General features: G+C 66.9%; 9 protein-coding genes and 1 tRNA gene. 2 read left to right on the top strand and 8 right to left on the bottom strand.

Going from position 1 to position 13,953, the window contains the following annotated elements:
- From G6O69_RS03870 to G6O69_RS03835, 8 genes are all read right to left on the bottom strand, one after another.
- A complete protein-coding gene (locus G6O69_RS03870) occupies window positions 1-579 on the bottom strand; it encodes a helix-turn-helix domain-containing protein (RefSeq protein ID WP_172302177.1) in 579 nt (192 codons plus the stop codon).
- Between the two features lie 220 nt (window positions 580-799).
- Window positions 800-1,834: a hypothetical protein gene (locus tag G6O69_RS03865; protein WP_172302176.1), complete on the bottom strand. Its 1,035-nt coding sequence runs from the start codon at window positions 1,832-1,834 to the stop codon at window positions 800-802.
- Window positions 1,835-2,145: 311 nt separating this feature from the next.
- Complete coding sequence (locus G6O69_RS03860; protein WP_172302175.1) at window positions 2,146-3,384, bottom strand: hypothetical protein; 1,239 nt, start codon at window positions 3,382-3,384, stop codon at window positions 2,146-2,148.
- 251 nt (window positions 3,385-3,635) lie between these two features.
- Window positions 3,636-5,051: a hypothetical protein gene (locus G6O69_RS03855; RefSeq protein ID WP_172302174.1), complete on the bottom strand. Its 1,416-nt coding sequence runs from the start codon at window positions 5,049-5,051 to the stop codon at window positions 3,636-3,638.
- 916 nt (window positions 5,052-5,967) lie between these two features.
- Window positions 5,968-7,254: a hypothetical protein gene (locus G6O69_RS03850; protein WP_172302173.1), complete on the bottom strand. Its 1,287-nt coding sequence runs from the start codon at window positions 7,252-7,254 to the stop codon at window positions 5,968-5,970.
- A 340-nt stretch (window positions 7,255-7,594) separates the two neighbouring features.
- Window positions 7,595-7,667: transfer RNA gene (locus G6O69_RS03845), tRNA-Ala, on the bottom strand.
- 122 nt (window positions 7,668-7,789) lie between these two features.
- Entirely contained in the window at window positions 7,790-8,623 is an 834-nt protein-coding gene (locus G6O69_RS03840) for an amidohydrolase family protein (protein ID WP_172302172.1), read from the bottom strand.
- A gap of 126 nt (window positions 8,624-8,749) precedes the next feature.
- Window positions 8,750-10,798 (bottom strand): bifunctional aldolase/short-chain dehydrogenase, encoded by a 2,049-nt coding sequence (locus G6O69_RS03835; protein ID WP_172302171.1) that lies wholly within the window; start codon window positions 10,796-10,798, stop codon window positions 8,750-8,752.
- Window positions 10,799-10,951: 153 nt separating this feature from the next.
- Between G6O69_RS03835 and G6O69_RS03830 the strand changes: the two genes are divergently transcribed.
- The gene (locus G6O69_RS03830; protein WP_172302170.1) at window positions 10,952-11,284 is read left to right on the top strand and encodes a septum formation initiator family protein; all 333 of its coding nucleotides are present in this window, start codon (window positions 10,952-10,954) and stop codon (window positions 11,282-11,284) included.
- Entirely contained in the window at window positions 11,281-13,581 is a 2,301-nt protein-coding gene (locus G6O69_RS03825) for a sensor domain-containing diguanylate cyclase (RefSeq protein WP_172302169.1), read from the top strand. The genes G6O69_RS03830 and G6O69_RS03825 overlap by 4 nt, the downstream gene beginning before the upstream one ends.
- The last annotated feature ends 372 nt before the right edge of the window (window positions 13,582-13,953 follow it).

Here is a 13,953-nt window from a genome sequence, read left to right as displayed (position 1 = left end):
TCAGCCCGGGGCGCGGGCCCCCGGTGAGGCGAAGGTGACCACGCTGTGGGCGACCGCGCGGCCGCGGCCGACGTTGCGGTAGGCGTGGTGCTGGTCGCCGGCGAAGACGACCACGTCACCAGCTTCGAGGCGGAAGCTGCGTCCGCGGACGCTGAGCTCGATGCCGCCGCGCTCGCAGGTCAGGTACTCGCGGGTGCCCTGGGTGTGGGGTACGCCGACGAGGCTGGCCCCGGCGGGGATCTCGAAGCGCTCGATGTCGAGGCCGCGCAGGCCCTCGGGCAGGAGCTTGCGGATCGTCACCGCGCCGCGCTTGTGAACCTCGAGGCTGCTCGCCGGGTAGAACCTGCCGGTGCCCCGGGGCGTGGCCAGCAGCTCCTCCACGCGCACGTGCAGCGCCGCCGCGACCTTGAGCAGCACGGCCAGGGTCGGGTTCGCGCTGCCCGACTCGATGTTGGTCCAGGTCGGCCGGGGGACGCCGGCGAGCTTGGCGACCTGCGCCTGCGATAGTCCACGAGCTTCCCGCAGCTGACGGACGTTGTGGCCGAGGTTGCTGGCCGTCTCCTCGTGGGCGTCGTCCATGGCCCGCGCAGTCTCGCGGCCCGCAGCGTATGGGTCAACACGTTGGCAGGATGGATACTATGATGTCGATGTGAGGATATGGTCGGGCTCGCCGACGCGCGGACTTGCGACCGCGTGTCGGCGAGCCCGTCGCCAGGCCCGGCTGCCCTAGTGTGCGGCCGGTGCTCCAAGCCTGGGGCCCTTCAAGTCCTCTGCCGCGCACACTAACGGGGCCGGCGCGCTAGCAGGGCTTGTTGCCGGACACGGTGACGGTCCCGCCGACCTGGACGAGCTGGGCCACGAAGGCCTCGGCGTCGCACTGCGGGAGCTCGGGGTTTCCGGCGATGAGCAGGTTGCCGCCGATGCTGAGCTGTCCGCCGATGTCGATGCTCTCGAGGTAAGGCTCGTCGGCGATGTCGATGCTGCCGCCGATCGTGGTCAAGCTCGGGAACCCGACGAGGTCGACGATGCCGATCGAGGACAGCGAGAGCCCGCCCGTGACGGTCTCGAGCGCGGTGAAGCCGGAGATATCGGTGAGCGAGTAGAGCGCGTTGATGGCGAGGTCCCCGTCGAAGGTCTCGAGCGCGTTGAAGCCGGACAGCAGCTCGACGTCCATACCCTCGAGGTGGATGACGCCACCACCGACGGTCTCGAGCGCGTTGAAGCCAGACAGCGATTGAATGTCCGACTCGTAGATCCACAGCTCGCCGCCAATGGTGGCGAGTGACTCGAAGCTCGGGAGATCCGAGGTCTCCGAGCTGAACAGCGCGATCTCGACGTCTCCGCCAACGGACTCGAGGCTCGGGAACGCCGCGTTGGCGCTGAAGATCGCCGTGTCGATGGTGAGGCTGCCACCGACGGTCTCGAGCCCCTCGATGGTCTCGACGGTGATCTCCCCGCCCTCACCGAGGATCTCCAGGTTGCCAGTGACCTCCTTCAAGCAGCTGCCGGTCGCGGCATAGTCGATCGGTGGGTAGGTGAAGGTCAGCGAGCCTTCGATCTTCGCGTAGTCGTTGAGCGCCGCGATGTCGGCCTTGCTCGTGACGTTGTAGTTGCCAACGTAGACCGCGTCGCTGCAAGCGGAGACGACCGCGGGCTGAGGATCGTCGCCGACGGCCGTGTTGACCGAGGCGGGTGAGGTCCCCGCAGCTGGTTGAGGCGCGGAAGTGAGCGCGAGCTCGTCGACGAGTTCGGGATCGTCGCAGGCCACGAGGCCCGCGCAGGCGAGCAGCGCGAAGGTGGAGGAGAGGAACGTGGGTGCAATTGTATGTTTCATGCTGGCTATTCCTGTTGACCCAATCACGCCCATCACGCGCACGGCGCGTGGGTGGGATCGGTCTAGATACTCGAGCCTGGTCGATTCGGGGCCGTTCAGCGCATGGGCGACCACTCTCGAGTGAAACAATAATAGAAAGACCAATGGCTCGGTGCAACAGTTCTGGTTGATTTAAATACTAATTATCCGAAGGCAGAGCGAAGAACTGGCATCAATTGCGATTTGTCATTGGATGGTGTGGCGCGATCGTCGAATTCGCGAAAAAACCGCGCTGCAAGTTCGACTTGCAGCGCGGCTTGTTCGCGACGCGATCAATCGCAGGCTTCGTTGTCCGCGATATACGCAGACCCACCGAGGACGTCCAGCTGGTTCACGAGCGCGTCGACGTCGCAGGTCGACAGCGAGGGGTTGTCGTGGATGTCGACGTCCTCGCCAACGGCGATCAGCGCGTCGAGGCCGAGCTCGTCGAGCGCGTCGTTCTCGGAGATCGACAGGCTCCCGGAGACCGTGGTCAAGGAGCTAAACCCGATGATCTCGGACAGGCTGGCGTTGTCGTGGATCTGGAGATCGCCGCCCACCGTCGTGAGGACGTCGAAGGCCTCGATGTTGCTGGCGGCGAGTCCGTCGAGGATGATGCTCCCCCCGACGCTCTCGAGCACGAGGAAGCCCTCGACGTACTTTGTGTCGCTGCTGCTCGAGATCTCGAGGTCGCCGGCGATATGCTCGATGCCGAAGAATGTCCACTCGCTCATTGGGACCCAGGTGTCGGTGTAGCGCATGTCTCCGCCCACGTAGGCGAGCGCCGTGAGCCCGTCGTTGTGGACGACTTCGACGTCGTTGAAGTAGAGGTCACCATGGAGCGTCTCGAGCGCGACCAAGGAGAAGTCGATCGCGCCGGTGTGCTCGAAGCTGATGCTGCCGATCTCCACGAGGCTGTGGAGACCGCCGAGCAGGATCTCGTCCGTGTCGTAGGCCCTCAGCTGACCTTTGATCGACTGGAGATTGGCCATGGTGCTCCAGTAGATGCTGACGGGAACATCCGAGTGGAAGGTCATGGCGCCGATCTGCTCGAGCGCGTCGAAGTCCTCGACGGTCAAGCTGCTCGTCTGTGAGCTGTTGTAGTCGAAGAGCAGCTCCCCGCCGATCCGCTGGAGGCCGTTGAAGCCCTTGAGGTATTTCAGGTAGGCGTTCTCGGTCACGACGAAATTGCGCGTGACCTCCTCGAGGCAGTCGGGGCCGTTGATCACGGACAGATCGGTCATGATGTACAAGTTGCCGTTGATCTTCGAGTAATCGGCGAGCACCTCGAGATCTTCGGGGGTGTAGACCTCGAAGTTGCCCTCGTATGTTCCTGCGCTGCAGGCCGTCACGAGGGCGGTGTTTGGCTCGTCGCCTGCTGCGGGTTCGACGGAGGCCGGAGGTGGGGCGGAGGCGTCGTGAAGGGGCGCGAGGGCCTGCTCCTCGATGAATTCCGAGTCGTCACATCCGCACAACGCCGCGCAGGTGAGCAAGGCGAGACCGGTGGAGATCGTGGTGAATGTCGTTGCCATCGTTGGTGTCATATTCTGCTGGTCATGGTGAGATAATCTCATCTCGCAAGCGGCGAGAGAGCCATGATGTGCAGAAGATGAATTTAATGACTCATACTTTGTATGGCGCGAGGTGCCGATGGTGGATAGTGGTCAACGTGGGAGTCCGACGGGTCCAGCACCGAACTCGAGTCGTGTCCGGTGCTGGCGAAACGGGGAAGTGATGCGCCGTTTTGTGGCTGGCGAAGTCGGCGCTCGTGGCTCTCGGCCGCTCAGCAAGGGCCGTTGTCGGACAAGGTGATCGTGCCGCCGACCGAGCTCAGCTGATCGACGAAGTCCTGGACCGCGCAGCTCGAGAGCGCGGGGTTATAGGAAATCGACAGGTCCCCGGTGACGCTGAGCGCGGTGTTGATGTGGATCTGCTCGAGCGAGATGTTCTCGACCAGGTCGAGGTCCCCGCCGACGCTCTCGAGCGCGTAGAGGCCGTCGAGGTCCGTGATCTCTCCCAGCGAGATCAGCTGCAGGTCTCCGCCGACGCTCTCGAGCGCGGCGAAGGCCGAGAACTCGATGAGCTGGGGAAAGCCGAAGAGCTGAACGCTGCCGCCGACGCTCTCGAGCTCCCCGAAGCCGGACAGGGACTCGATCGACACGCCCTCGGACTGGATGCTGCCGCCGACGGTCTCGAGCTCGTCGAAGCCGGAGAGCTCGGAGATCTCGATCTCCGAGAGCAGGATGTCGCCGCCGAGGCTCTCGAGGGCTTGAAATACGGACGTCGGGGGGGCGCCGCTGGCGATGTGCTCGATCCGGATATCGCCGCCGATGGACTCGAGGCTGGGGAAGTCGAGGGCGCCGGGGGCGAAGGAGACCTCGTCGAAGCTGAGGCCGCCGGAGATCGACTCGAGCGCGCCGAGGCCGTCGGCGCTGATCGTCTCGACCTCGAGGAAGGACAGCCCGCCCTCGACGAGCTCGAGCGAGTCGAGGCCGTCGAAGTGGACGCCCTCGACGAGCTCGAAGCTCGCGCTGCCCATGACCTCGAGGCCGTCGAGTCCGGGGAAGTAGAGCTGGCCGGACTCGAGCGCTTCGATCCCGCCGAGAGACTCGAGGTTGTCGAGGCCCTCGATGGTGATCGTCGACTCGACCACGATCGAGAGCTTCGCGCCGACCTTGGCGAGGCTCTCGAACCCGTCGACGGTGATGTCGCCGCCGTTCTCCACGAAGCTGATCCCCCCGCCGATCTTGGTCAGGCCGTCGAAGCCGGAGATCGAGGTCAGGGCGCCGTTTTCGACGAAGCGCAGGCTCCCGGAGAGCTGCTCGAGGCAGTCGCTGCCCACGAGATCGATGATCGCGGTGCCTTCGATGACGATGTCTCCGTCGACCTTCAGGTAGTTCTCGAGGTCCAAGAGGTCTTGTTCGTCTTCGATGAAATAGTCGCCCTCGAAGGTCTGGTCGCCGCAGCTCGGGACGAAGACGAGCGCCGGTGAGGGGGGCGCGCTCGCGCTGGCGACGAGGCTGGCCTGTGACGCTCCCGCGCCGGGCTGGGTCGAGCCCTGCCGAGGCTGGTCGTCGGCCAGGGAATCGACGCCCCCGACCTCACCGCTCTCTTCGCTATCACAGGCTGATGTGGATACGCAGGTGAGTAATCCAATGCCGAATGTGAAAGCTCTGAGTGAGAAGTCAGTTTGTTTCATTGTCTTCGCCAAAACATGGCGAGAGCATAGGTGTGAAAGAACCTCGGGCAACTGATTAAAGTGACAAAAGCACTGCTCTTGGGCGTCGTGAAAAGGAGTGCTCGAATACAAAAGAAGACCCATGGTGGCCGATTGTCTCGGTCACCATGATGTATTTATTCGTTGATTGGCATGGGCGAGCACAGACCACGCGGGCGCTCGCTAGCGGCGCGCACGATGGCTAGGAGCCCGTGGTGGAACCCTGCGCGGCTCCTGGCGCCGGGATTTTCGTCGAGGGCGCGGAGCCAAAACGCTGCTGTACCGGGCGTACTGCAAGTTTTGGCGACAAAGCCCTCGGCGAAAAGACCAAGCCAGGTGTCGTGTTGGGTTTCACCACGGGCTCCTAGACGCCTAGCCGTGACTTCGGGGGGAAGCGTGTTGGGAGGTCGGCGGCTCAGCTCGGTCGAAGCGGCGGAGCGCAGGGCCCACGCGGGCGGCCTGGAGGCGCCCAGGGCTGGGGGCCTTTGTAGGGGATCATGAAGGTCCGCATCATCTCGCCATGTGCGCGGGCGATGGTGGGAGCGCGCGCTGATCGAGGGGCGGGGCTTGGTGGCTGCTCGGAGGCTGTGTCATGTCAGCGCTCGGATGGCATGCAGGGGCGTGTAGGCGCGAGGGGGGCTCGAGTCATCGATCCCGTAGTCGATCTAACAGTCGCCACGAGGTGGCCGACTCGGTTCAACTAATTTTGGGTTTGCAGCGAAAATATGGTTTTGCGAGAGATGCGCGGGACTCAGTGACATCGCTGCTGGGCCTCGACGCAGAGGCGGGCGCGGACATCGAGGTCCACGCCCGCCTCGCCCGGTACAGCAGCGTTTTGGCTCCGCGCCCTCGACGAAAATCCCGGCGCCAGGAGCCGCGCTGGGTTCCTAGGCGTCTCCTAGCACGAGCCGTTGCCGGAGATGGTGACGCTGCCGCCGAGATTGCTGAGCTGGTCGACGAGGGCCTGGGCGTCACAGGTCGAGAGCGCGGTGTTGTCGATGATGACCACGTTGCCGCCGACGTTGCTGAGCTCGCCGAGCCCGAGCTCGGTGAGGCTCTCGTTCTCGGCGAGGGTGAGGTTGCCCGAGATCTTGGCGAGCTCGTCGAGGCCAGTGATCTCGGTGAGGTTGTAGAGCTCCCACAGGTTGAGGCTGCCGCCCACGGTCTGGAGCGCGCCGAAGGCCGACAGGGTCTGGAAGTTGGCGCCGTCGATGGTCAGCGAGCCGTTGATGCTCTCGAGCGCGTCGAGGCCCGCGAAGTCGGTGACGGTGTTCCCGTAGGCGCGCAGATAGAAGCTGCCGAGGGACTCGAGGCTGGGCAGCGCGGTGGTCTCCGGGTAGAGGGAGACCTCGTAGAAGTAGAGCGCGCCGCCGATGGACTCGAGGTTGGCGAGGCCGTCGAGGTAGACCCCGCTGGGCTCGATGAACTTGGCCGCGCCGGTGATGGTCTCGAGCGCGGTGAGTCCGTCGATGTAGATGTTGTAGGTCAGCGTGAAGTTGATGTTGCCGAGGGTCTCGAGGCTGTTGAGGCCGGACACGTAGATGTTGGTCGACTCCGACCCGCCGAGGCTGCCGAGGGTCTCGAGGTTGTCGAGCCCGTCGAGGTAGAAGTTCACGCTCGAGGTGATGGAGATCTTGTCGAGGGACTCGAGGTTGTCGAAGCCGCTGACGCTGAACTGGGCGCTGGTCTGGAACCCGTTGTAGAGGAAGTCCATGGTCCCGCCGATGGTGGTCAGCCCGGCGAAGCCCGAGACCGTCTGTGCGTAGCCGTTCTCGGTGAACGCGAGGTCGCCGGTGATCTCCTCGAGGCAGTCGACGCCGACGATGTCGACGATGTCCGTGAGGTAGAAGACGACGTCGCCTTCGACCTTGGCGTAGTTGTTGAGGGCGTCGAGGTCGGCCTGCGTCTCGATGTAGTAGTCGCCCACGTAGACGTCGGTGCTGCACGTGGGGATGGGGACCGCGGCGGGGCTCGGGTCGGTGCCCGGCCTCAGGGCGTCGGCGCTGGCCGAGCCGTGGCCCGCGGCCTGCGACTGAATGTCATCATCGTAGGGGTACTCCGCGTCGTCGCACCCGGCGAAGGCAATGCACGAGGACAGCGCGAGCGCAGACCAGGAGGTGACTGATGTGAATAGGGGCTTTGTGGACATCTCCGGGTAGTTGCCGCCGAGGCCGAATCGGCTCAACTATTTTTTTTTTTTGGATAATATCGGTGTCATTTTAGTTCGCGTGAACCTCGTGTGTCCATTGTCTCATCATGCCGATTCGAGGGCGAATGGGCTTGCACGGTCGCGGGGAGAAGTTTCCATTTTTCCAGGAAACGAATGCGTGATTCCACTATTGAGATTCTTGCGGGGGTGTCGAGTCGATATGCGCATATTGTTGATGTGTGCATACTGCGATTCCCCAACGTGGACGCCATCCTCGCAGGCGGCGACGGAGCGCGACGCGAGCCAGAGCGGAAACCCGAGTCAGAACCACGAAAGAAGAAGGGCAGCCAGGATGACCTGGCTGCCCTTCTTTGGTTGGAGGCAAAGGGACTCGAACCCTTGACCTTCGCACTGCCAGTGCGATGCTCTCCCAGCTGAGCTATGCCCCCTGAGATCCCGACCCGCCACAGCGAGCCGGGAGCGGGTATCTAGCCCGGCAGCCCATGCTCGTCAAGGCTGGAGCCCATGTGAAGGCTCCAGCAAAGATGAGCCTGCGCACACGCGCTTCGCGCTAGTCGAGCTTGAACACCCTGCGGGCGTTCTCGGCCAAGAACAGGCGCTGGGCCTCGTCGTCGAGGCCGAGGGCGTGGAGGCCCTCGAGGCAGTCCTTGGGCGAGATCATCGGCCAGTTGGAGCCGAAGAGCACTTTGCGCCGGCCGTGGCGGCGCATGTAGTCGACCAGCGAGGGGGGCAGGCGGGACAGCTTGTAGGCGCTGGTGTCGATGAACACGCGCTCGTACTTGGTGGCCATGGCGATGATCTCGTCGGTCCAGGGGTAGCCGACGTGGCCGCCGATGATGGTGAGCTCGGGGAAGTCGAGGGCGACATTGTCGAGGTAGGGGATCGGGCGCCCGTAGTCGGAGCCACGCAGCGGCCCGGTGTGCCCGACCTGCGTGCAGAAGGGGACGTCGAGCTCCACGCAGGCGGTGTAGAGCGGGTAGAAGAGCCGGTGGTCGGGGGGCAGCTCCCACAGCCAGGGGAGCGCGCGGATGGCCACGAAGCCGAGCTCCTCGACGCAGCGCCGGACCTCGCGGATGGCGGCCATGGGGTGGCGCAGGTCGACGGAGCCGACGCCGATGAGGCGATCGGGGTGGGCGCGGGTCAAGGCGGCGACCTGGTCGTTGCTCAGCAGCGCGCCCTGGGGCCCGACCCAGGCCGAGATCAGGGCGCGCTCGACCTTGGCGGCGTCGAGGGCGGCGAGGGTGAGCTCGGCGGGGATCTGCGCGGGGACGCTGTCCATGCGGATCCACCGGCGCAAGGAGGCGAGCATCGGGTCGTTCAAGAACGCCGGGGTCGGGTGCTGAATCCAGGCGTCGATGATGGGCGGCGATGCGGAGGTCGACATGGCTGCCGCCAGTGTTGATCGCGTCGGCGCTGCGCAGGGTGTTCACGCGCCAACGGCCGCGCAGATCGAGCTGCGCGGCCGTTGTCGCGTGAGACCAGAGGCGCCGCGTCAGCGCGAGGCGCCGCGTCAGCGCGGGGAGGCGGCGATGTTGCCCCCGTCGACGGTCAGCACGCAGCCCGTGGTGCTCTGGGCGAGGGCGAGGTGCAAGAAGGCCTCGCCGACCTCTCGGGCGCTGACCTCCCGGGCGAGCAGGTTGGAGCGGAAGTAGGCGTCGACCTCGAGGCCCCGGGCGGCGGCGCGGCGCTCGACGTCCTCGGCGGCGAGCAAGCTGGTGCGCACGCGGTCGGCGTTGATGGCGTTGGCGCGCACGCCCAGGGGGCCGCCCTCGAGGGCGTACTGCTTGGTCAGGGCGATCAGCGCGGCCTTGGGCAGGGCGTAGGGCCCAAAGTTGGGTCCGGGGTTGAAGGCGGCCTTGGACGCGTTGAAGAGCAGGAAGCCGCCGATGCCCTGGCGCGCGAAGATCCCCATGGCGTGGGCGGCGATCCACTGGTGGGCGAAGAGGTTGACCTCGAAGCTGTGGCGCAAGAGCGCGGGGTCGCAGGTGGCGATCGGAGACTGCGGGGCGACGCCGGCGTTGGAGACCACGCCGTCGAGGCCACCAAAGTGGATCTCGCAGCGGGCCATGCTCGCGGCCACGGCGGGCTCGTCGGCGACGTCGAGGCCCTCCCAGGCGACCTCGCCCTCGCCGATCTCGTTGGCGAGCTGCTCGAGGGCCTCCGTGTCGCGGTCGACGAGGTAGAGGGCCGCGCCCGCCTCGGCGAACACCCGGGCCGTGGCCGCGCCGATGCCCCGGGCGGCGCCGGTGATGTAGACGATCTGCCCCGCGAGGGGCTTGGGCGCGCGCTTGCCGAGCTTGGCTTGCTCGAGGGACCAGTACTCCATGTCGAAGAGGTGGGCCTCGGGCAGCGCCTGGTAGCGGCCAACGACCTCGGCGGCGTCGATGACGTCGATGGTGTGCTCGTAGAGGTCGGCGGCGACGCTGGCGGCCTTGGGCGAGGCGCCGACGCCGATCAGCCCGTGGTTGCGGACCAAGATGACGCGCGGATCGGGGTCGAGGGGGGTGATCGTGCGCTCGGGGTGGGCGGCGATCTGGCGCTCGACGTAGGCCCGGTAGTCGGCGCGGAAGCTGTCGAGGGCGGCCTCGATGTGCGCCTGAGATTGCTCCGGGGTGAGCGCGTCGAGATCGAGGAGCAGCGGCTTGGCCTTGGTCCGGATCACGTGGTCCGGCGTGGCCGGGCCGCGCTGGCTGAGCGCGTCGAGCTTGGGGCTGGAGACGAAGCGGCGGATCCTGTCGCTGGCCCGAAAGTGCAGGAAGTAGCGGCGCTCGCCCTCGCCGAGGCGGCCGCGCAAGGTCGCGGCGTAGACGGCGAGGTGCTCGCTGCCCGGGAGCTTGGGCACGAGGTGCTCGCCGGACTCGGCCCGGGTCTTGGCGATGAAGCGCTCGGCCTGGTCGACGGCCTGGACGTGGCGCTCGTAGGACTCGCGGGCGCTCTCTCCCCAGGTGAACAGGCCGTGCTGGAGCAGCAGCATGCCCTCGGCGGCAGGGTTGGCCGCGGCGACCTCGGCGGCGAGCTTGGCGAGGGCGAAGCCAGGCATGACATAGGGGACCACGGCCAGGCGCTCGCCGTAGACCTCGCGGCACAGCGCTTCGGCCTCGGGCTGGTCGACGAGGGCCAAGATCGCGTCGGCGTGGGAGTGGTCGATGTACTTCGCCGGCAAGAAGGCGTGGAGCAGGGTCTCGACCGAGGGGTTGGGGGCGCTCGCGTCGAGCAGGCGCGTGCGCTGAGCGTTGACCATGTCCTCGTCGGAGAGGCGCTCGAGCTCGCGCAGGCCGCTGAGCGTGGCCAGGCGGACCGCCGGCAGCCCGGCGGGCTCGATGTCGCCGAGGTCCCAGCCGCTGCCCTTGACGCACAGCACGTCGACGAGCTCGCCGCTGTCGTCGACGAGGCGCGTCTTGACCGAGGTGTTGCCGCCGCCGTGGAGCACCAAGCTGGGCTCGCGGCCGATCAGTCGTGAGCTGTAGACGCGCAGGGCGATGTCGCGGTTGCTGCGCGGCGCCTCGGCGTAGCGCGCGATGGTGGCCTGGGCTTCCTCTTCGGACCAGCAGCTGTCCATGGCCCCGGTTGTACCCGAAGCGGCGCGCGAGCAGCTCGGGGTGTCGAGACCGGCCGCGCGGCTGGGTCCACCTGAACGCGCAGGCAGTCCAGCGCGTCCCGGGCGTTTTTTTGCGGCCTGGATCGCGTCTCCGTAGGGTGCCGGTTACGAGCGATGAGCTGGCTGAACCGCATCCTGCTGGCCCTGTTCATCACCGCGGCGATCGCCTTCCTGCCCAGCTACGAGCACTTGGGCGCGGAGGATCTCGCCCGGGTGCGGGCAGAGCGTGACGCGTTGGTCGAGGGTAACCAGACCCTCGCGCGCGAGATCCGTCTGCTCGAAGCCGAGATCGAGGCGCTGCACGTCGACCCCGAGGATCCGCGCTCCAACGAGCGCGTCGATCGCGAGCTGGCGCGTATCGCCCGAGAGGACCTCAACATGATCATGCCGGGCGAGCTGGTGTTCGAAGTTCACCGAGTCGACGACGCGGCGGGGGCCCAGCGATGACGGCCCTCGCGCGTACGATCTACCGCGCCCGCAAGCAGGCCACCGAGTGGTGGGGCCTGATCGTGGTCGTGGCCTTCGCCTACCTCCTGGCCATGGGCCAGTTCTCGGCCAAGCGGCTGTGGTCGGGGGATCTGCTCGTGCTCACCGGGCTGGTGATCTACGCGGCGACGCTGATCCGCGCCCTCGGCCGCGAGCTCGGGCCGGTCGGCGCGCTCGCGGGTCGCGGCCAAGACGGCGGCCTGCGCCGGCGCCTGGGCTCGGGGCGGGTCGTCGAGCTCGGCCAGGAGCTCGAGCTCGGCCTGCTGCTGATCACCGGGGTCTACATCTTGATCGTCGCCACCGGCGGCCTGGCCAGCTTCCTCTACCCGCTGGTCTACGCCCTGGTCTCGTTCTTGTTGATCGTCAACAAGCGCCGGTGGATCGCCGGGGTGTGGCTGGCCGCGACGGCCCTGCTCGAGCTCATGGTCGGCTTCGCCACCGTGCGCGCGGGGGCCAGCGGGGTGTGGCCGGCGGTGGCCATGCACCTGACCTACCTCGGCTTCTTCGCCGCCGGGAACCTGATGATCCTGACGAGCCTGGCCAAGCGTCTGCGCGGCCAGCACGAGCACTCGATCACCAGCGAGCTCGCGCGCATTCGTCAGGAGGCCCGGGACTTCCGGCTGATCGCCTCGCAGCTGCCCCTGGCCAGCCGGGCCGCGCGCAGCCGCGAGGACGAGGAGCTGCGCATGGCCCAGGGCGCGGTTCACCACATCCACGAGCAGCTCTTCTTCACCATCGACCTGCTCGGCGTGTCCTTGGATCTCAACACGGCGGCGCTGCTGTGGATCCAGCGCGACGAGGAGCGCAAGGTCGCCGGCGAGCGCAAGGACTCGCGCAAGACCCCGACCCTGGTCATCAAGGAGATGGCCACGAGCTCCGAGATGGCCCGGGACAACCCGGTGATCGAGGCCCCGGGGGTGCTCGCGGCGGTGCTCCGCGATCCCAAGGCGATGCGCCTCAAGGCCCTCGGCGGCCGCCGGGTCCCGCCCTACTACCAAGGGCCGGAGCCGGTCAGCGATCTGTGCGTGGTCCCGATGGTCGAGGGCAAGGTCGTGCGCGGGTTTTTGTGTGCCGACCGCGTCGACGATCGCCCGTTCACGGATCAGGAGCAGGACACCCTCGAGAAGGCCGCGGCCCAGTGCATGCGGATCATCGAGCAGGAGCGGGCCTTCGCGGCGGTCGAGCGCGGCAAGTACGAGCAAGAGCAGTTCTATCGCGCCAGCGAGCTGCTCAACCAGGCCCTGACCCTCGAGGACGTCTACGCCAAGACCTTCGCGGCGCTCTCGGCCATGGCGCCCTACGAGCTCGCGGTCATCACCCGCCACGACCCCGGGGCCGGGCGCAGCCAGCACGAGGTCCTGGCCGTGCGCCACGCGGCGCAGGATCGTGACCCCGAGTCCTGGGACAAGGACGAGCAGCACTGGGCGGAGCTCGCCCAGGGCCTCGAGGGCAAGCGCTTTTGTGACGGGGTCTGCCTGGTCTCGATGGCGGTCAAGAACCGGCATCACATGCCCGCCAACGGCGAGTACAACGACAGCGCCGTGGCGGTGTTCGACAAGGCCACGGCGCTGACCCGGGCGCGCAGCGTGCTGGTGCTCCCCCTCGTGCGCGGCGAGCAGGTCCTCGGCACGATCACCGTGGCCAGCTCGCGGCCCAAGGCCTACCCGCCGGCGGCCCGCGAGATGCTGCGGGTGATCAGCCACCAGGTCGGCGTCAGCTTGCAAAACGCGCGCATGTACCAGTCCATGGAGGAGCGCGCGACGACCGACGGCCTGACCGGGCTGACCAACCACCGCGCCTTCCAAGAGCGCCTCGAGCAGCTCCACGCCCTCGCCGAGCGCACCGGCCAGAAGTTCTCGCTGATCCTCACGGACATCGACCACTTCAAGAGCGTCAACGACACCTACGGTCACCCCGTGGGCGACGCGGTGCTCAGGCGGGTCGCGGCGATCTTCACCCGGCGCGCGCGCAAGGTCGACATCGTCGCGCGCTACGGCGGCGAGGAGTTCGTGCTCGTGCTCCCCGACACCGACGCCGAGGGGGCCGCCGTGTTCGCCAATCGGCTGCGCGAGGAGATCGCCGCCCAGACGATCAGCTCGGAGCACGGGAGCTTCTCCGTGACCCTATCGCTGGGCGTGGCCGAGTACCCCCGCGACGCGACCAAGCGCCACGAGCTGATCGAGCTGGCGGACCAGGCGCTCTACTACTGCAAAGAGCACGGCCGCAACCGAGTCACCAAGGTCAGCGAGCTGCCCTAGGAGCCCGTGGTGAAACCCAACACGACACCTGGCTTGGTCTTTTCGCCGAGGGCTTTGTCGCCAAAACTTGCAGTACGCCCGGTACAGCGGCGTTTTGACTTCGCGCCCTCGACGAAAATCCCGGCGCGAGGAGCCGCGCTGGGTTCCACCACGGGCTCCTAGTGTGCGCGGCAGAGGACTTGAAGGGCCCCAGGCTTGGAGCACCGGCCGCTGACTTCGTTGCTCGTCAGTCATTTGTGCCCGACAAACTCCCTCCTCGCGCCTCGTCAGCAACCGGCGGTCCGGCGCCTGGGACCCTTCAAGTCCTCTGCCGCGCACACTAACCGCCCACCGGGATGGTTCGGAACCAGAAAAAGAGCCCGAGGCAGCTGC

It is taken from the genome of Pseudenhygromyxa sp. WMMC2535, from assembly GCF_011083025.2.
The sequence above is the reverse complement of the archived record's forward strand: the minus strand, read 5'-3'. Positions and strand labels throughout refer to the sequence as shown.

Coding starts and splice junctions, on each gene's coding strand:
- G6O69_RS03825 (WP_172302169.1), top strand. CDS start 11,281: ATGACGGCCCTCGCGCGTACGATCTACCGCGCCCGCAAGCAGGCCACC.
- G6O69_RS03830 (WP_172302170.1), top strand. CDS start 10,952: ATGAGCTGGCTGAACCGCATCCTGCTGGCCCTGTTCATCACCGCGGCG.
- G6O69_RS03840 (WP_172302172.1), bottom strand. CDS start 8,623: ATGTCGACCTCCGCATCGCCGCCCATCATCGACGCCTGGATTCAGCAC.
- G6O69_RS03855 (WP_172302174.1), bottom strand. CDS start 5,051: ATGAAACAAACTGACTTCTCACTCAGAGCTTTCACATTCGGCATTGGA.
- G6O69_RS03870 (WP_172302177.1), bottom strand. CDS start 579: ATGGACGACGCCCACGAGGAGACGGCCAGCAACCTCGGCCACAACGTC.
- G6O69_RS03860 (WP_172302175.1), bottom strand. CDS start 3,384: ATGGCAACGACATTCACCACGATCTCCACCGGTCTCGCCTTGCTCACC.
- G6O69_RS03835 (WP_172302171.1), bottom strand. CDS start 10,798: ATGGACAGCTGCTGGTCCGAAGAGGAAGCCCAGGCCACCATCGCGCGC.
- G6O69_RS03865 (WP_172302176.1), bottom strand. CDS start 1,834: ATGAAACATACAATTGCACCCACGTTCCTCTCCTCCACCTTCGCGCTG.